This window comes from Dyella sp. 333MFSha (genome assembly GCF_900102405.1).
GTDB lineage: Bacteria > Pseudomonadota > Gammaproteobacteria > Xanthomonadales > Rhodanobacteraceae > Luteibacter > Luteibacter mycovicinus.
The window spans coordinates 1,216,631-1,235,685 of the sequence record NZ_FNBR01000002.1; the positions used below are offsets into that span (position 1 = coordinate 1,216,631).

Here is a 19,055-nt window from a genome sequence, read left to right on the forward strand (position 1 = left end):
ATGACCCTTCATCCCATCGTTGCCGAGGTGACGCAGCGTATCGTCGAGCGCAGTCGCACCTCGCGCGCCGCGTACCTCGCCAGGATCGACGCCGCCCGCGGGACGGGCGCCAAACGCCATCACCTGTCGTGCGGCAATCTCGCGCACGGTTTCGCCGCGTGCGGTGAGAACGACAAGGACGCGCTGCGCAACGGCCACGCGTCGAATATCGCCATCGTCACCTCGTACAACGACATGCTCTCGGCGCATCAGCCGTACGAGCGCTACCCGGAACTGATCCGTCGGATCGCACGAGACTTCGGCGCCACCGCGCAGGTCGCCGGTGGCGTGCCGGCCATGTGCGACGGCGTCACCCAGGGTCGTCCGGGCATGGAGCTGTCGCTGTTCTCGCGCGACCTCATCGCCATGGCGACCGCCGTATCGCTCTCGCACGACATGTACGAAGGCGCGCTGTATCTCGGCATCTGCGACAAGATCGTGCCGGGCATGCTGATCGGCGCGCTGAGCTTCGGCCATCTCGCCAGCGCGTTCGTGCCGTCGGGTCCGATGCCGTCCGGTATTCCGAACGAAGAGAAATCGAAGGTCCGTCAGGCCTTCGCCGCCGGCAAGGCGACACGCGCGGAACTGCTCGACGCGGAAGCGCGTTCGTATCACGGGTCGGGTACCTGCACGTTCTACGGCACCGCGAACTCCAACCAGATGCTGATGGAGATCATGGGCCTGCATCTGCCGGGCGCGAGCTTCGAGGCGCCGGATACGCCGCTGCGTGACGCCCTCACGCGCGCCACGGTGGAGCGCGTGCTGGCGATCGATGCGCTGGGCGATGAATACCTGCCGATCGGCCGTATCGTCGACGAGCGCTCCATCGTGAACGGCGTGATCGGACTGCACGCGACGGGCGGCTCGACCAACCATCTGCTGCATCTCGTCGCCATCGCACGCGCGGCCGGCGTGGAACTGCGCTGGGACGACTTCGATGCGCTGTCCGCGGTCGTGCCGTTGCTCGCACGCGTCTATCCGAACGGCTACGCCGACGTGAACCACTTCCACGAAGCCGGCGGCATGGGCTTCCTGATGGATCAGCTGCTCGATGCCGGCCTGCTGCACGGCGACGTCGACACGATCATGGGCCGCGGCCTGGATGCCTATCGCACCACGCCCGTTCTCGAAGGCGACGCATTGGTCTGGAAGCCGGTCTCGAAGGAAAGCGGCAACCGCGGCGTACTGCGCACTATCGCGGAGCCGTTCCGTCATGACGGTGGCTTGCGCATGCTCAAGGGCAATGTCGGTCGCGGCGTGATCAAGATCTCGTCCGTGCCGGAAGATCGCATGATCGTCGAGGCACCGGCGATCGTCTTCGACGAGCAGGACGACGTCAAAGCCGCGTTCGATCGCGGTGAGCTCAATCGCGATTTCATCGCCGTGGTGCGCTTTCAGGGGCCGCGCGCGCGTGGCATGCCGGAGTTGCACAAGCTCACGCCGACGCTGAGCCTGCTGCAGGATCGCGGGCATCGCGTCGCCCTGCTCACCGACGGTCGCATGTCCGGGGCGTCGGGGCGCGTGCCTGCCGCGATCCACGTGACCCCCGAGGCGGAAGCCGGCGGTCCCATCGCCCGCGTGCGCACGGGCGACATGGTTCGTCTCGATGCCGTGGCAGGTACCATTGAGGTCCTGGTCGACGCGGACGAGTGGAACAGCCGCATCCCCGACAACATCGATCTGGCCATGCACCACACCGGCATGGGCCGCGAGCTCTTCGCCATGTTCCGTCAGTCCGCCGTCACGGCCGACCTCGGTGCCGGCGTTTTCTGATCCTTTGGAGCAGTTCCTGATGAGTAACGAAGCGAAGCAACAGAGTGTCGAGTCCACGCTGCGCCTGGCGCCGGTGGTGCCGGTCGTCATCATCGAGGACGCCTCGAAGGCGGTCGGCATGGCGCGCGCGCTGGTCGCCGGTGGCATCCCCGCCATCGAAGTCACCCTGCGTACGCCCGCCGCACTCGACGCCGTCCGCGCGATCGCCGCGGAAGTCGAAGGGGCCTTCGTCGGTGTGGGAACGGTGCTGACCGCTCGCGACCTCGAGAACGCTTACAAGGCCGGCGCGAAGTTCGCCGTGTCGCCGGGCAGCGCGCCGCGTCTGCTCGATGCCGCCGACGATCACGAGCTGCCGCTGCTTCCCGGCGCGGCGACGTCCAGCGAGGCCATGGAACTGCTGGAGCGTGGTTATCGCTTCCAGAAGTTCTTCCCGGCCATTCCGGCCGGCGGCCCGAAGCTCATCGGTGCTTGGGCCAGCCCGCTGCCGCAGATCCGCTTCTGCCCCACCGGCGGCGTCAGCCTCGCCAACGCACCCGAGTTCCTCGCGCTGCCCAACGTCGTCTGCGTCGGCGGTTCGTGGCTGACCCCCGCCAACCTGCTCGCCACCTCCGACTGGCCCGCCATCGAAGCCCTCGCGCGCGAAGCGGCGCAACTGCGCCGCTAACGTAGGAGCGCGCCCCGCGCCTGACGTATTAGCACGCCCCACGCCCACGCCGTGCGTACGTAGGAGCGCGCCCCGCGCGCGAACCCTCACCCGCCCTATCGCGAATGAGGCTTTGCACCGCAACGAGCCAGCTGTCCGATCCCACAAAGCGGCGTCTGGCTCGTAACCCGCCCCATCCACATGCGATCCTTCGCACCCCAAGCCTCACCGGCCCTCCCAGCCATGCTCTACATCGCCCTAGCCATCGCCTTCAGCGTGGCCGTGTCCGTGCTGCTCAAACTCGCGCGCCGCGCGAACGTCGACATCTTCCAGGCCGTCGCCACCAACTACATAGTGGCCGCCGCCATGGCGTACGGGCTGCTCGGCGCCACGCCGCAGGCCGCCGTCGCGGCGAAGGAGACCTACGTCCCCCTCCTCCTGCTAGGCGTCTTTCTCCCCGCCATCTTCGTGATGCTGGCGCGATCCGTCCGCAGTGCGGGCATCGTTCGCACCGACGTCGCCCAGCGCCTGTCGCTGTTCTTCTCGCTGATCGCCGCGTTCGCTTTCCTCGGCGACGTCATGACCGAGCGCAAGGGCCTGGGCATCGCCCTCGCCTTCGTCGCCGTCCTGTGCGTGCTCTGGCGCCGGGATCGCGGGCAGACCGATCGGGCCGGCTGGACCGCACCGCTTGCCGTCTTCGTCGGCTTCGGCGTGATCGACATCTGCTTCAAGATGCTCGCCAAGGCCGGTGCACCCTTCCCCAGTGCGATGCTCGCCTCGTTCCTGATCGCCATGGTGCTCTGCTGGATCGTCGTGATCGGACGGGCGATCGCGCGTAAGGCGCCCCTCTCGCCGCGCAGCATCGGCTTCGGCGTGCTGCTGGGAGCCGCCAACTTCGCCAACATTCTTTTCTACATCCGCGGACATATCGCGCTGCCCAACGATCCGTCGCTGGTGTTCGCATCGATGAACGTGGGGGTGATGGTGCTCGGCGCGCTGGTCGGCGCGATCGCCTTCCGCGAAAAACTGACCTGGCTGAACTGGACGGGCCTGGCCATCGCCATCGCGGCGATCGGGATCATGACCGGGGCCTGATCCCGATCGCCAACAGCGTAAGCTCCCACCCGTCCGTCGCGACCGGGTAGGAGCCAGCCCTGCTGGCGACGCTCATCAGCGAGCAACGGGCTCCGCATGACCCTCGGACACCGCCGCCACCGGCAACGTCTCATCCACCGTCAACGGCGCATCCCCCGCGAGTAGTTCCTTCGCTGCCGCATGGTCCGCCACCGCCGGCGGCGACCCACGCAACGGCAGCCCCGCCGTCTCGCGTACGAAGAGCATCGTGACGATGCCAATCACCGCCGCGCCCATCAGGTAATACGCCGGCAGCATCGGATCGCCCGTGCGCTCGACGAGCCATGCGGTCACCAGCGGCGTCGTGCCGCCGAACAGCGACACCGAGATGTTGAACGCAATGGACAGCGCGCTGTAACGCACCGGCGTATAGAACAACGCCGGCAACGTGGCGGGCATCGTGCTGGTAAAGCAGACGAGCGCGATGCCGAGTCCCATGAGGCCCGCGAAGATCAGCCAGTCGTTGCCCGTGCCCACCAGCCACATGCAAGGGATGGCGAGCACGAACATCGCGGTACACGCACCGATGATCATCGGACGACGGCCAAGACGATCGCTGAAGAAACCGCCCACCACATTGAGCGGCATCATCACCAGCATCACGATGAGGATCAGCAACAGGCCCTTGGCCTCGCTGTATCCCATCGTCACCGTGAGATAGCTCGGCATGTAGGTCAGCAACATGTAGTCGGTGACGTTGAAGACCAGCACGAGGCCGATGCATTTCAGCAGCTGCGGGCCATGCACGGAGACGAGCTCCTTCAACGATACGCGCGGCATGTCGCCCGCCGCCTCCATCGCATCGGCATGCGCCTTGAATGCGGGGGTCTCTTCGAGCTTCATGCGCATGTAAAGCCCGAGCAGGCCCAGCGGACCCGCCACCAGGAACGGTACGCGCCAACCCCAGTCCAGCATCTGCCCGGTGGTGAGCAGCGTCGTCAGCGCGGTCACCACACCGGCACCCGCGATGTAACCGCCCAACGTTCCGAACTCGAGCCAGCTGCCCATCTGTCCGCGTCGCGCATCGGTCGAGTATTCGGCGATGAAGGTCGCCGCACCGCCATACTCACCGCCGGTCGAGAAACCCTGCAGCAGTCGTGCGAGCAACAGCAGCGCCGGTGCCCACAAACCAATCGTGGCGTAGCTGGGAATCAGGCCGATGGCGAACGTCCCCGCCGCCATCATGATCATCGTCGCCGCCAGCACCTTCTGCCGCCCGAAGCGATCGCCGAGTGGCCCGAAGACCAGTCCACCGATCGGCCGCACGAGAAACGCGACGGTAAACGTCGCGAAGGTCGCGATCACCTGCGCGGTCGGGCTGCTCCCTGGAAAGAAGACATGGCCGAGCGTCACGGCGAGGTAGCCGTAGACACCGAAATCGAACCATTCCATCGCGTTGCCGAGTGCGGCGGCACCCACGGCACGCCTGAGCATGGACTCGTCGACGATGGTCAGATCATCGGGCTTGAGATGTTTGCGGCGGCGGGTAAACCAGCCGAAATGGGCTTCTTGCCCGTGTCGGTCCTGCATGGAGATAAATCCTGTCACGCGAGCGGGCACACGCATACGCAGCCGGTGCATACCGCCCATCGAAAGGGATGCGCCAGGCCAGACGGCGGCGCGCGAACGGTCCGCTAAAGGGACTCGGTGGTTGCCGGCAAGATGCATCGAAGCACGACGCGGCGCGGACAACCCGGGAAGTATAGGAAAAAAGGTGTTAAAAGGCTGTAGATGGGGGTGTGTGGCGGCGGGGGAGCCGTTGGCTGCCGTTCCTGTCGCTAGGTCCTCCTACGGCCTTCGCCTTCGTGCGGAAGCGCTCCAGGAACGGCAGCCAACGACTCCCCTCCATACGTGGCATCGCATTTCGGCGCGAGCAAAGCGCGGTTCTGAGCCGGGACGCCGCTTTGCGCTCGCCGCCCCTAAACCGCACCGCATGGAAGGCGCCGTCGGGTGCCGTTCTCGGAGCGCTTCCGCACGAAGGCGAAGGCCGTAGGAGGACCTAGCGACGAGAATGGCACCCGACGGCGCCCTGCCCTCAGTGCAAATCCCGCCGCAATGGCGAAGCCGAGCCGGAACCCGAACCCGAACCGCCTCAGAGCCGCCGCGGCGCCGTCGATCCACGCACCACCAGATCCGGACTGAAGCCCTCGTTGGCCAGCACATGCGCCGGATCGTCGTGTTCGAGCTCCGCGATCAACCGCTGCGCCGCATGCCGGCCGATTTCCTCGGTGTTCTGCCGCGCGGTGGTCAGCGCAGGCCACGATTGCTTCGAAAACGGACTGTCCTCAAAACCGGCGATCGACAGCTCCCACGGCACGTCGACACCGCCCGAACGCGCGGCAGCAAGGACACCGGCTGCGATCTCGTCGTTGGAGCCAAAGATCGCGGTAGGCGGCTCCTTCAGCGCAAGCAGCTTGCGCGCGCCACGAAAACCATCGTCGAACGAATAGTCGCCCTCAACCACCAGCTTCTTGTCGACCGGCAGGCCATATTCGCGCAGCGCATCCTCATAACCCTGATAGCGCTCCGGGCTCGACCGGTGCTCCTTGCCACCCCAGAGGAAGCCGATGCGGTGATGGCCCAGCTGGATCAGATGCTCGGTAATGGCATACGCCGCGTCGCGGTCGTCGACGAAAACGCACGGCCAGCCGTCCTGGGGATCCTGCCGCGCGGAAATGATGCGGACAAACGGCACCTTCTGCTCGGTCAGCGCGGCGAGCAGCTTCGGCTGCTCGGACATCGGCGGGCAAAGAACGAGGCCGGCCAGCCGGTTGCGCCGGACCAGATCGCACAGCTGATCGGCCAGCTTGGGCAGCGACGAATCGCAGGGATGGATCTGCAGGCCGAAACCGCGCTCGCGGCAGACCGAGAGCACGCCATTCTGCATGGCGATGACGTAGTGCGCATTGGGATTGTCATACACCAGGCCCAGCGCATACGTGCGCTGGCTGCGCAGGCTGCGGGCGGCCTGGTCGGGCTGGTAATCCAGCGCATCGATAGCGCGCTGCACCTTTTCACGGGTGCGGGCGTGGACGGACGGCTCGTGGTTGATGACACGGGAGACGGTCTTCAGTGACACGCCGGCCCGTTCGGCCACGTCCTTGATGGTAGGGCTTCGCAATCTACGACCCTCGATAGCAGGACGGCCATCCTACTGGATGGCCGTCACGGAGCGAAGATGCCGGCTTACCTGCCGCCGTGCTGGCCGACCCGGTGGCCGGCCGCGCCGTAGTAGAGGATGTACAGGTAGCAGGGGACCATCACGCAGAGGAACACGGCCTGGAAGTCATAGACCTGCTTGAGGTGCGCGAAAATCTGCGGGATGAGCGCGCCACCGGCGATGCCCATGATCAGGAAGGCCGAGCCGAATTCGGTCAGGCGACCGAGCCCCTTGATCGCCAGCGGGAAGATCGCCGGCCACATCATGGCGTTGGCGAAACCCAGCGCGGCGACGAAGGCGACCGAGGTGTAACCGGTGGTCACGTACGTGCCGATCGAGAACAGCACACCGAGAATCGCCGAAATCGCAAGATAGCGCTGCTGCGACACGAATTTCGGAATCAGCAGCAGGCCCGCGACGTAGCCGAGCAGCATGGCGAACAAGGTATACGAGGTGAAGTGCTTGGTGTCTTCGGGCGTCATGCCGAAGCCCTGACCGTACGTGCCGATGGCATCGCCGGCCATCACTTCCACACCTACGTACACGAACAGGCAGAGCACGCCCAGCCACAGATGCGGGAAGCTGAAAACGCTGCCCTTGTCGTGACCGATGGCCCGCTCGGAATTGTCGTGCGACGCCTTGATTTCAGGCAGTGACGAACGCACCACCCAGACCGCGAGCACGACCAGCAGTGCCGCCATCACCATGTAGGGCATGTGCACCTTGGCCGCGAACGCGGCCAGCAGCGCGTCTTTTTCGCCAGGTGTCGCCGCGGCGGCGATCTGCTTGTCGAACGAACCGATGTTGCTCATGACCACGGCACCGAACACGAACGGTGCGAGCGCGCCGGCGATCTTGTTGCAGATGCCCATGAACGCGATGCGTTGTGCCGCGCTGTCGATCGGACCGAGGATCGAGATATACGGATTGGACGCGGTCTGCAGCAGCGAGAGGCCGGCACCGATCACGAACAGACCGGTGAGTGCGCCCGGATAGATACGCATCGTGACGAACTGGCCGAACATCACGGCGCCGATGGCCATGACGAACAGGCCGAGCCCCATGCCCTTCTTCATGCCGGTCTTCTTCAGGATGAAGGACGAGGGCAGGGCGAGGAAGAAGTACGAGAGATAGAAGGCCATCGGTACGAGGAAGGCGTTGACGTCGTCCAGGTTGAAGGCCAGCTTGACGAACGTGATCAACGGCCCGTTGAGCCACGTCACGAAGCCGAAGATGAAGAACAGGACGCCGATGATGATCATCGGTACCAGGCTGGAATGGCGTGTCTCTTCGACAGCACCTGCAGTGGACGACATGGATGTTCCCCTCACGTGGTATGCCCCTAATTTGTCCCTTTATTGACTCGTGTGCGCAACGTTGTCAATCGGAACGAACGCACCACGAAATCCGCCGCACGCTTTTCTGACTTTCGATGTCGCGGCGCGTCAAACCGCTTGCGCGCCAACCGCATGCCCGCCGGAAGGCCGTGCGACGCAAGGTCGTGGAGGCCGTCGACGTCATGTGAAACCGTTTCCTGCTGCAGTGCGTGATCGATTGCGCAATGTCCTAGCCATTTGTCCTGTTGACAACGTTGTCATTCCAATCACAGACTGAAAACGAATCAGGGGCATCAAGGGGCAGGGCGTGGGCGAATCGGCCAAACAGCGGGATCTTCTGCGTGCGTCGCGGTCCGGGGCGTTCATCGCCGCCGACGTGGGCGGAACGCATGCCCGCATCGGCCTGGTCCGTCGTTCGTCCGGTTCGAATGCCATCGATGTCCTGATATACGAGCGGTATGCCTGCGCCGACTGGCCCAGCCTGACCGCCGTGCTCGGCGATTTCATCGGCCGTCTCGACGGCCATGAAGCGATCGAACACTGCGCCGTGGCCAGCGCCGGTTACGTACTGGGCGATGCCATCGTCAACGAGAACCTGCCCTGGCCGGTCTCCATCGGTGACATCCGTGAGACCCTCGGACTGCACGGCCTGGCCGTGGTCAACGATTTCGAAGCGGTGGCCTACGCCTGCCAGTTTCTGCGCAGCCACGAAACCACCGCCATCATCGAGACCAGCGCCGAGCCGGCCGTGGGTCCCGTCCTGGTGATGGGGCCGGGTACGGGTCTGGGTTCGGCGGTGCTCCTGCCGGGCTCGCCGCACGCCACCGTGCTGCCGACCGAGGCCGGTCAGATTTCCTTCGCGCCGGGTAACGAGCGCGAGGTCGCCATCCTCGGCGAACTCGCCCGCGGCCGCGATTACGTGTCGTACGAGACCGCCCTCTCGGGCCCGGGCCTCGTCAACCTCTACAAAGCCATTTCGACGCTGCGCGGGACGCCCGCGACCCTGACCGAACCGGCCGCTGTCACCAGCGCCGCACTCAGCGGAAGCGATCCCGCCGCCGTGGAAGCGCTGGATGTGTTCTGCGGCGTGCTCGGCAGTTTCGTCGGCGATCTCGCGATGCTCTACGGCGCACGCGGTGGTGTGTTCCTGGCTGGCGGCATCCTGCCTCAGGTCCGCGATCACCTGCTCGCCAGCAGCTTTGCCAACAGGTTCTTCAACAAGGGCGTCATGCGCGCCTTTCTCCAGCAAGTGCCGGTACGTCTGATGGACCACGGACAGTTGGGAGTGATCGGTGCCGCCGGTCTCTACCTGCACGGTTCGACCGCTCAGTGAAGAGCGGGAAAGGAACGCAGGCTCAGTAAGCCACCGGGTCGCAAGACCCTTCGATAGCAACGAAAGCTTTTCCTCTGAGGGGAGGACACCATGTCGCATCGTAGAAACCTGCTCGCGGCGAGCATCATCGCCGGATTGTGTTGTTTCACGGGTATGGCCGCCGCGCAGGACGCGTCGACAACACCTGCGAAGACGCAGACCGCCCAGGAAAAAGCTGACGCCGCCAAGGCCGCGCAGCTCGAGGGCGTCACCGTTACCGGCATCCGGGCCAGTCTCGAGAAGTCGCTGGACACCAAGCGCAATGCCGACGCGATCGTCGAGGCCGTGACGGCCGAAGACATCGGCAAGTTCCCCAACACCAACGTCGCCGAAGCGATGACGCAGATCCCGGGCGTCACCATCGACCGTCAGTTCGGCCAGGGCGATCGCGTGTCGATCGATGGCACCGATCCGAGCCTCAACCTGACGTTCCTGAACGGCCAGCCCGTGTCGCAGACGCCGTGGCAGTACGGCGCGCAGCCGAACCGCGGCTTCGATTTCACCATGCTGGCACCGGAAATCGTCGGTCGCCTGGAAGTCTACAAGTCGCCCGAAGCACGCCTGACCGAAGGCAGCCTTGGCGGTACCGTGCTCCTGCACACGTTGCAGCCGCTCGACCTGCCGGCCAACACCGTTCGCGGTTCGTTCGGCCTGAACTACAACGACCAGGGCACCGCGGGCTCGCGCCCGAACGGCTCGGCGCTGTACAGCTGGCATAACGACAGCAAGACCTTCGGCATCATCAGTTCCATCCAGCATTACGAAGAGAAGATCGACCGCCAGGGTTTCGAGATCTTCAGTTACAGCCCGGTATCCAAGTGGGCCGCCAGCCCGGCCGTCGCCGCCGGCATCGCCAATGGCACGCTCGACCCGAATGCCAAGGTGCCCGACGAGATCAACTCGGCCTGGTTCCAGCAGAAGCGCAAGCGCGACACCGCGACGCTCGGTTTCCAGATTCGTCCCACAAACAACTGGGACATCGACATCAACAGCCTGTTCGTCCGCGAGAACTTCGACAACTGGAACCAGTCGCTGTATCCGTTCACCGGCGCCACGCCGGGTAACGTGACCAGCTTCAACCAGGGTCCGAACGGCGTCGTCACGGGCGGCCATGTCTGCGGCAACGACTCGCCGAACTGCCCGGCCATCGCGCAGGACACGTTCGACAGCAACATTCGCAAGTCGGTCGTGCGCACGTCGGCCTTCGACCTGAAGTCCGAGTACCGTGGCGACAGCTGGAAGGTGTCCGGCGCCGCCGGTTATAGCAAGGCCGAAAACAACAGCATTTCTCAGGCGGTGATGGAGCCGGTCTACGCCGGCGGTTACACCTGGGACATCAACAAGGGCTTCAATTTCGACAGCCCCGCCGCCGCACGCGATCCGGCCAACTGGCATATGGGTGACGTCGCCGGCCTCGGCGGCTGGCCGGGCAACTACGGCAACTATTCCGCCTCGTCGCGCGATACGTACGGCCAGCTCGACTTCTCGAAGTATTTCGATTCCTTCATCAACGAAGTGGCCGTCGGCTACCGCTGGAATCGTCATGAAGAAGGCATGCAGGCGCATGTCTATGGTGGCAACGCACCGACCAACCTTGCCGCGCTCGGCTTCGGCGGTTTCACCCACACGCTGGACGCTCTCGATGGCCTCGACGGTTCCGCGAGCCACGTGATGCCGGACAAGGCAGCACAGTACGCGTGGGTGCGTAACACCAACGGTGGCAACGAAGACCCGGGTACGTACCTCAACGGCACGTATAATCTGGTCGAAAAGACCAATGCCGCTTACGCCCAGGCGAATTTCGCGGGTGGCGGTTTCCACGGCAACTTCGGTATCCGCTACGTCGACACCAAGACCGACGGCTCGGGCTTCAACTACAGCGGCGCCCCGGTGCTCCCGGCACCGGCCGGTTCGTGGCAGACCTCGTCGCGCACGTCGAAAAACTGGCTGCCCAGCCTCAACGTCGCGTACGACCTGACCGATGAAGTCGTGCTGCGTGCCGCAGCCGCCAAGGTGATCGCGCGTCCGCCGTACAACATGCAGGTGAACAACCTGTTCCTCAACGATTCGGTGCTGACCGGCTCGGGTGGCAACCCGGACCTGAAGGACTATAAGTCGAAGAACTACTCGGTCTCCGCCGAATGGTATTTCGCACCGCAGTCCTACCTGGCCGTCACTGGCTTCCTGAAGCAGATCGACAACTACACGGTCGTCGACTCGGCCAACGAGACGCAGTTCAACTCCGGCCTGGTCAACGATCCGACGACGTTCGCACGTCAGGTCGCGCAGGGTCTGTGCACCGCCGACGGCTTCTGCACGTACTCGATCAGCCGTCCGCGCAATACCGGCTCGGGCAAGGTTCGCGGCGGCAGCATCAGCTATCAGCAGGCGTTCTGGGATACCGGCTTCGGCACGACGGCGAGCTATACCTACGCCAAGGGTACGCTCGATTCCGGCGGCGCCCTGCCGTACAACTCGCAGAACGCCTACTCGATCAGCCCGTACTACGAGAACGGTCCCTTCAGTGCCCGCGTCACGTACAACTGGCGCAGCAAGTATCTGGCCGGCGGTTACATCGCCGGTGCGCCGCCGGCCACCACGGCCGACTATGGCGACCTGGGTGCCACGCTCGGCTGGAAACTCAACAAGGCGGTCTCGTTCACGCTCGCAGGCATGAATCTGACCAACGAGAAGTACAAGCAGTACCTGACCGTCACCTCGATGCCGGTCGCCAAGTACACCACCGGTCGCCGCTACATGGCCTCGGTGCACTTCGACCTCTGATACGCGGTACGTCCGGGCGGCCATGGATGGCCGCCAACCCCTCTGAAGCTCCATTCCCCACGGGCCCGATCCTCCTTATCGGGCCCGCTTTTTTTTGCTTCCCACCGTCACGATGGTTCGCCACAATCGTGGCCCGAACGTCAGACCTCCGGAGTCATCGATGCGCCGTACCCTCCTGCTCGCCCTGGCCGTCGGCCTCACCGCTTGTGCCGATCAGCAGCCGAAACGCGAGACGGGTCCCGTCGATAACATGCCGCTTTCCCTCATTCCGCAGCCTGCGCAGCTTCAGCGCACGCCGGGCCGCTTCAGGCTCGACGCCACGGCGACCATCACGGTGACGCCCGGCGATACCGCGGCGAAGCACGTCGCCGCTCAGCTGCAGAGCTGGGTTCGTCAGGCGCGCGGCATCACTCTCGCCATCGGCGAGGGCAAGCCGAAGTCGGGCGGCATCAGCCTGGCCACCAGTGCGGCGATCAAGGGCCGCGAGGCCTATACGCTCGACGTCGACGGCAAGGGCGTTCGCATCGCCGCCAACGATGAAACGGGCCTCTTCTACGGCGCGGTGACCTACTGGCAGCTGCTGACCGATCCGGCGGCCCAGGGCGGTGTGCCCGGCGTGCATATCGTCGATGCCCCCCGCTTCGAATGGCGCGGCCTGATGCTCGACTCCAGCCGACATTTCCAGTCGGTGAGCGAGATCGAGCACCTGCTCGACCAGATGGCCATGCACAAGCTCAACACCTTCCACTGGCACCTCACCGACGACCAGGGCTGGCGACTGCAGATCGACAAGTACCCGAAGCTCACCGAAACCGGTGCCTGCCGCAAGGCGATCGGGCCGGACGTCGCCCTCACCGGTGGCGAAGACAAGCCGTACTGCGGCTTCTACACGCAGGACGAGGCGAAGCAGATCGTCGCCTATGCCGCCGAGCGCCACATCACCGTCGTGCCGGAAATCGAAATGCCTGGTCATGCGCAGGCGGCGGTCGCGTCCTATCCGAAGCTCGGCAACGGCAAGAAACTGGCGGTCTCCGGCGACTGGGGCGTCAACACGGCCTTGTTCAATACCGACGACGCCACCTTTGTGGTCATGCAGGACGTGCTCGACGAGGTCATGGCGATCTTCCCGTCGACGTATATCCACGTCGGTGGCGATGAGGCGGCCAAGGACGAGTGGGAACATTCGAAGGCGGTGCAGGCGAAGATGAAGTCGCTGGGCATCACGGATGAAGAGAAGATGCAGGGCTGGTTCGTCGCCCGCATCGGCGACTACCTGGACAAGCACGGTCGCCGCCTGATCGGCTGGGACGAGATCCTCGACGGCAAGGTGCCGGCCACCGCCACCGTCATGTCGTGGCGCGGGACCAGGGGTGCGATCAAGGCGGCGAATGCCGGCCACGATGTGGTCATGGCGCCGTCGCCGACGCTGTACCTCGACCAGCTGCAGTCCACGCTGCCGGACGAGCCGCCGGGCCGCCCGTCCGGCCAGACGCTGAAGACCCTCTACGATTTCGAACCGGTGCCGTCGGATATCGCGCCCGACAAGGCCGACCACGTGCTTGGTGAGCAGGTCACGCTCTTCACCGAGTACCAGCCTAACTGGTACCGCATTCAGCACGCCATCTTCCCGCGTATCGCCGCGGTCGCCGAGCGCACCTGGTCGCCGAAGGCCGACTGGAACAGCTTCATCGCAAGGCTGCCGGCGCAGATGTCGCGCTATCGCGCGGCGGGTATCGTCCCGGCGGACAGCGTCTATGCGGTAGCGATCGCCACGGAGGCCGCCGCGGACGACAAGGCGCGCGTCACGCTCTCGACCCAGAGCGGCTACGGCACGATCCGCTACACCACCGACGGTTCGGCACCGACCGCGCAGTCCACCGCGTACAGCGCGCCCTTCGACGTCGCGTTGCCGACGACGGTGCGTGCGAATGCCTTCGCGGGTGGCTTCGGTCTTGCCGGCCCGCGCGATCGCGCGATCGATGCGAAGTCGCTGCTGCACCGCTCCAGCGATGAGCTCGACACCTGCGGCGACAAGCTCGTGCTGCGCCTCGAGGCCGCCAACGCCGTCGATGGCGTCCGCCCGGTCTACAAGGTGGACATCATGAATACGTGCTGGGTGTGGAAGGGGGTCAGGCTCGATGGTCGCTATGGCGTCGATGTCACGGTCGACCGCCTGCCGTACAACTACGCCCTGTGGAAGGACACGGCGGGCATCGTGTCACGCAAGGCGCGCTCGGCGGCTGGTGAGATCGAAGTACATCAGGACACCTGCGACGGCCCGAAGCTGAGCACCATCCCGCTGGCGCCCGCGAAGGACAGCCGCGCCACCTTGCAGGGCATCCTGCCCAAGCGCGAGGGTACGCATGATCTCTGCTTCGTGGTCACGGGCAAGCCCGGCCCGAAGCTCTGGGTGATCGGCGATATCCAGCTGCGCTGATTAAAACGACAACGCGGTCGGGAAGGTCGCGTGGCGCTGCAACGCGCCGCGCGCTTCCCGCTCGTCATCACCCTCGAGCGGCGTGAGCGCGACGAACTTCCCCGCCACCATCGCCGCCAGCGGAATCCCGTCACGGATGGCGATGCGGTTGCCGATGACCGAAGGCACTTTCCCCGAAGCCACGACGTTGCCGACCAGATTCGCCGGGTCCGTCCCCGCGATGCAGACGATCTCGCCGTCGTGCTCGCGATGACGGATCTGCCGCAACGCCGGCAACGCCTCCGGCAAGGCGAACTGTTCGCCGACCAGACCGTCGACGAAGCGCCCGCCGCGAATCTCCCCGCGCGCTTCCAGCCGGTGATACACACGACGCAGTTCGCGCCATGACGGCAGCCACGCGGCCTCGCGCTCGAGAATCTTCCAGCTGACCACACCGTAGCGACGCAGCAGCGTGCGCGCGATGTGCTCCAGGCCATCGGCGTCGTTGCGTTGTTCGCTGGGCCGGCGCGCGAGCGACCAGCGGCCCGCGTCTTCGATGCCGCTGAGCATGTGCCGCCGGGTGCGGCGGTGACGGCTCCCGTTACGCTTCGCCGCGGGCAGCAGCAACGCACGTAGGCCGGCGAAGCTGTCCGCCGTGACGCGGCCCGCCGCGACCAGTTCGCCCAGTGCATCCTCCAGTTCGGTACGCAGGAGACGAGTCGTTGTCGCGATCTCGTCGAAGAACAACGCGCCCTCATCGCGTAACGCATCGGCTACCGCCTCCGCACGTGAAGACAGCACGGTCTCGACATCGGGTGGCGGTGCGGCGGCGGACCACACCGACAGCTGGCGACGCGGCAGCAGCACGATGGGTGTCGCGCGCACGGGGCCGCCACTGCCCGTGCCCAGACGGAGACGGCTCCATACGACCCGGCCCGCACGGCAGAGGTCGTCCAGCCAGCCGATACCGTAATCACCGACGCGCGCGGGCAGCAGTTCGGATTCCCACGCGCCAGCGGCCGCCTCGAACCCTTCGAGCTGGCCGATGACGCCCGCCAGCGCGTCCGGACCGGCGACCTGAGTGGCCCGGGTGAGGTGCTGCCAGTCGAGCAGGAAGCGCAGGTAGTCGCGCGGTGCGACCGGTTCGATTTCGCGACGCAGGCGCCCGATGGTGTACCGATGGATACGTGCGAGCAGATGACGCTCGCACCACTCGGTGTCCGTCACGCCGGGCGAGAACGGCCCGCGCATGACGTAGCCCTCGGTTTCCAGCGAGGTCAGCGCGAGATCCACGTCGCTTGTGGAGACCCCGAGCGATGAAGCAAGCACACCCGCCGGGACCGGGCCGAGACCGCCGAGGCGTCCGCGTACCAGATCGATCAGCGCCGATTCGGGCGTCCACAGCGGCGACTCGAACTCGGCCGGCGCGGCAATGGCGGGTGTCAGTCTGGCGTCCGGGTGGATGGCGCGCCACGCGGGCAGGCGTTCCGCCGCGACCCACAGGGTCGTGGTGCCGGTCGACAAGGCCGTCGCGCGCGCATCTTTCGCCAGTGCGGCGAGCAGCTTCGCCCAGCTCGTGTTTTGCGACACTTCCGCCTCGGTCACCGCGCCGAGCTGCACCAGCGCCTCATGCATCTCATCGGCACTGCGCGCCTCCGGCCATGCTTCCTCGCGCACCGACGCGATGGCGTCCGCGTCGAGCCGGCCGAGATCGTCGGCGGTCTCGGCATCGTTCCAGCGCCGCGACTGCACGGCCTGCGTACGACGCTCCTCCAGCGGCGCGTCGTCGAGGAAGGCGTAGGGGGCGGCGCTGAGCACCTCGGCGGCCAGGGGCGACGGTGTGGCGAGGTCGCGCGCCACCATCCTGATCGCTCCCGACTCGAGGCCGCGAAGTATCGTCAGCCATCCTTCGCTGTCCATCGCTTCATGCAGGCAGTCTTCCAGCGTCTGCTTCACCAGCGGATGGTCGGGCACTTCCCGCTCGCCGACCAGATTTTCCGCGCAGGCGACCTGATCGGGGAATACCGTCGCCAGCAGATCTTCGCTTTTCATCCGCTGCAATTGCGGTGCGACTTTCCTGCCGCCGGTGAAGCGCGGCAACGCCAGCGCGGTGGTCGCGTTCCAGCGCCAGCGCACACCGAACAGCGGCGCATCGAGCAAGGCCTGGATCAGCACGTGCTCCGCCGAATTCGAGTGCAGGTAACGCGCGACTTCATCGAGCGGGAAGCTGTGGCTGGTCGACAACGAGAGCACGATGGCGTCTTCGGTGGCGGCCGCCTGCAGTTCGAAGTTGAACTTGCGGCAGAAACGTTTGCGCAGGGCGAGGCCCCACGCCCGGTTGATCCGGCTGCCGTAAGGCGTGTGAATGATCAGCTGCGTGCCGCCGGATTCGTCGAAGAAACGCTCCATGACCAGCGTGTCGCGCGTAGGCAACGCACCCAGCGCCGCGCGTGCACGGAACAGGTAGTCCACGATCTGTTCCGCGGCCGCTTTCGACAGGCCGAGGTCGGACATCAGCCAGTCGAGCGCGCCCTCGCGACCGCCTTCGTCGAACTTCGCCGAGATGTCGGTCCGCAGGCGCGACACACCGATGGACAGCTCATCGGTACGGCCCGGTGCCTCGCCCAGCCAGAACGGAATGTTCGGCGGCTGCCCTTGCGCATCCTCGACGCGCAGGCGGCCCATCTCCACGCGGATGATCCGGTAGGAACGGTTGCCCAGCTGGAAGACGTCGCCCGCGAGGCTCTCCACGGCGAAGTCTTCGTTGACGGTGCCGACCACGGTCGCTTGCGGTTCCAGCATGACGTTGTAATCGCCCGTCTCGGGGATCGTACCGCCCGAGGTCACGGCGGTCAGCCGGGCACCACGACGCTCACGCAGGCGTTTGTTGACCGCGTCGCGATGAATGTAAGACCCCCGTGGGCCCACGCGCGTGGTGAAGCCTTCGGCCAGCATGCGCACGGTCTCGTCGAAGGTGGCCCGGCTCAGTTCGCGGAACGGGTACGCGCGACGGATGAGATCGTACAGGGCATCTTCGTCCCACTCCTGGCAGGACACTTCGGCGACGATCTGCTGGGCCAGAACGTCGAGTGGCTCGTGCGGCATGATCAGCGCGTCGAGCTCGCCGCGGCGTACGCAATCCAGCAACGCCGTGCACTCGATCAGGTCGTCACGCGACGTGGGGAACAGGCGGGCTTTCGGGGTACCGCCGACGTTGTGGCTCGCACGGCCCGCGCGTTGCAGAAACGCCGCGATCGAGCGCGGCGACGCGATCTGGCAGACCAGGTCGATGTCGCCGATATCGATACCCAGCTCGAGCGACGCGGTCGCCACCAGGGCGCGTAACTCACCTTTCTTCAGGCGTTGCTCGGCGTCGAGACGCTGATCGCGCGACAGGCTGCCATGGTGCGCCGTCACCGCGTCGCGGCCCAGCCGCTCGGAGAGATGGCGCGAGAGACGTTCGGCCATGCGCCGCGTATTGACGAAAATCAGGGTGGTGCGGTGCTGCTCGATCAGGTTGGCCAGCCGGTTGTAGACCAGCTCCCACATGTCGTTGGACATCACCGCTTCGAGCGGTACGGGCGGTACTTCGAGGGCGAGGTCGCGCTTGCGCGCATGCCCGATGTCGATGATGGCGCAGTCGTCGTACGCGCCCCCGGTCAGGAAGGCGGCGACCTTCTCGATCGGCTTCTGCGTGGCGGACAGGCCGATACGCGTAATGCGACGCTGCGCGAGCGCTTCCAGCCGCTCCAGCGATACCGCCATATGACTGCCGCGCTTGCTCGCGGCCACCGCGTGGATCTCGTCCACGATGACCTCGCGCACGTCGCGCAGCATCGTCCGGCCCGAGTCGGAGCCCAGCAGTACGTAGAGCGATTCCGGCGTGGTCACCAGGATGTGCGGCGGCCGGCGCTTCATGCGCTCGCGGTCCGACGACGGGGTGTCGCCGGTGCGTACCGCGGTGCGGATCTCGAGGTCGGGCAGGCCTTGCTGGCGCAACTGCTCGCGAATGCCGGCCAGGGGCGCCTCGAGGTTGATCCGGATGTCGTTCGACAGGGCCTTGAGCGGCGAGACGTACAGGATGGTGGTGCGGTCGCGCAGACCGCCGTCACGCACGCCTTCGCGCACCAGCGCGTCGATGGCGGAAAGGAAGGCGGTCAGTGTCTTGCCCGAACCCGTGGGCGCGGCGACCAGCGTCGGGCGCCCCGAGCGGATCGCCGGCCACGCGGCGACCTGCGCCTCCGTGGGCGCCGGAAACGTGTTCGCGAACCAGGCCGCGACGGCGGGATGAAAAGCGGCGAGCGGCGTCGACTTTTGTGAATTCATTGAACCACTTAAGTGGGGGCCGACAGCTTGCCGGACAAGCCTCTAGACTAACCCTCACCCGTCTCGCCGGT

The 19,055-nt window shown here is 65.8% G+C and carries 10 protein-coding genes; 6 read left to right on the forward strand and 4 right to left on the reverse strand.

Annotated elements, in window-relative coordinates; translation table 11 throughout:
* From edd to BLT40_RS12715, 3 genes are all read left to right on the forward strand, one after another.
* Window positions 1-1,812 carry a phosphogluconate dehydratase gene (edd, locus tag BLT40_RS12705; RefSeq protein WP_079521581.1) on the forward strand — a complete coding sequence of 604 codons (1,812 nt, stop codon included), beginning with the start codon at window positions 1-3 and terminating at the stop codon, window positions 1,810-1,812.
* A gap of 19 nt (window positions 1,813-1,831) precedes the next feature.
* Window positions 1,832-2,476 carry a bifunctional 4-hydroxy-2-oxoglutarate aldolase/2-dehydro-3-deoxy-phosphogluconate aldolase gene (gene eda / locus BLT40_RS12710; RefSeq protein WP_176809164.1) on the forward strand — a complete coding sequence of 215 codons (645 nt, stop codon included), beginning with the start codon at window positions 1,832-1,834 and terminating at the stop codon, window positions 2,474-2,476.
* Window positions 2,477-2,698: 222 nt separating this feature from the next.
* A complete protein-coding gene (locus BLT40_RS12715) occupies window positions 2,699-3,550 on the forward strand; it encodes a DMT family transporter (protein ID WP_090353597.1) in 852 nt (283 codons plus the stop codon).
* 75 nt (window positions 3,551-3,625) lie between these two features.
* Here BLT40_RS12715 and proP read toward each other — a convergent pair whose 3' ends face one another.
* From proP to BLT40_RS12730, 3 genes are all read right to left on the reverse strand, one after another.
* Window positions 3,626-5,119, reverse strand: a complete 1,494-nt coding sequence (proP, locus tag BLT40_RS12720; protein ID WP_090353599.1) for a glycine betaine/L-proline transporter ProP — start codon at window positions 5,117-5,119, stop codon at window positions 3,626-3,628.
* A 562-nt stretch (window positions 5,120-5,681) separates the two neighbouring features.
* Window positions 5,682-6,710 (reverse strand): LacI family DNA-binding transcriptional regulator, encoded by a 1,029-nt coding sequence (locus BLT40_RS12725; RefSeq protein WP_036116807.1) that lies wholly within the window; start codon window positions 6,708-6,710, stop codon window positions 5,682-5,684.
* 65 nt (window positions 6,711-6,775) lie between these two features.
* Entirely contained in the window at window positions 6,776-8,065 is a 1,290-nt protein-coding gene (locus BLT40_RS12730) for a sugar MFS transporter (protein WP_036116805.1), read from the reverse strand.
* Window positions 8,066-8,393: 328 nt separating this feature from the next.
* Between BLT40_RS12730 and glk the strand changes: the two genes are divergently transcribed.
* From glk to BLT40_RS12745, 3 genes are all read left to right on the forward strand, one after another.
* Window positions 8,394-9,419: a glucokinase gene (gene glk, locus BLT40_RS12735; RefSeq protein ID WP_255364005.1), complete on the forward strand. Its 1,026-nt coding sequence runs from the start codon at window positions 8,394-8,396 to the stop codon at window positions 9,417-9,419.
* 90 nt (window positions 9,420-9,509) lie between these two features.
* Complete coding sequence (locus BLT40_RS12740; protein WP_090353601.1) at window positions 9,510-12,242, forward strand: TonB-dependent receptor; 2,733 nt, start codon at window positions 9,510-9,512, stop codon at window positions 12,240-12,242.
* A gap of 160 nt (window positions 12,243-12,402) precedes the next feature.
* A complete protein-coding gene (locus BLT40_RS12745; RefSeq protein WP_176809165.1) occupies window positions 12,403-14,679 on the forward strand; it encodes a family 20 glycosylhydrolase in 2,277 nt (758 codons plus the stop codon).
* On the opposite strand, the gene BLT40_RS12750 is transcribed toward BLT40_RS12745, so the two are convergent.
* Window positions 14,680-18,984, reverse strand: a complete 4,305-nt coding sequence (locus tag BLT40_RS12750; RefSeq protein ID WP_090353608.1) for a DEAD/DEAH box helicase — start codon at window positions 18,982-18,984, stop codon at window positions 14,680-14,682.
* Window positions 18,985-19,055: the final 71 nt, after the last annotated feature.

Coding starts and splice junctions, on each gene's coding strand:
- proP (WP_090353599.1), bottom strand. CDS start 5,119: ATGCAGGACCGACACGGGCAAGAAGCCCATTTCGGCTGGTTTACCCGC.
- BLT40_RS12750 (WP_090353608.1), bottom strand. CDS start 18,984: ATGAATTCACAAAAGTCGACGCCGCTCGCCGCTTTTCATCCCGCCGTC.
- BLT40_RS12745 (WP_176809165.1), top strand. CDS start 12,403: ATGCGCCGTACCCTCCTGCTCGCCCTGGCCGTCGGCCTCACCGCTTGT.
- eda (WP_176809164.1), top strand. CDS start 1,832: ATGAGTAACGAAGCGAAGCAACAGAGTGTCGAGTCCACGCTGCGCCTG.
- edd (WP_079521581.1), top strand. CDS start 1: ATGACCCTTCATCCCATCGTTGCCGAGGTGACGCAGCGTATCGTCGAG.
- BLT40_RS12730 (WP_036116805.1), bottom strand. CDS start 8,065: ATGTCGTCCACTGCAGGTGCTGTCGAAGAGACACGCCATTCCAGCCTG.
- BLT40_RS12740 (WP_090353601.1), top strand. CDS start 9,510: ATGTCGCATCGTAGAAACCTGCTCGCGGCGAGCATCATCGCCGGATTG.
- BLT40_RS12715 (WP_090353597.1), top strand. CDS start 2,699: ATGCTCTACATCGCCCTAGCCATCGCCTTCAGCGTGGCCGTGTCCGTG.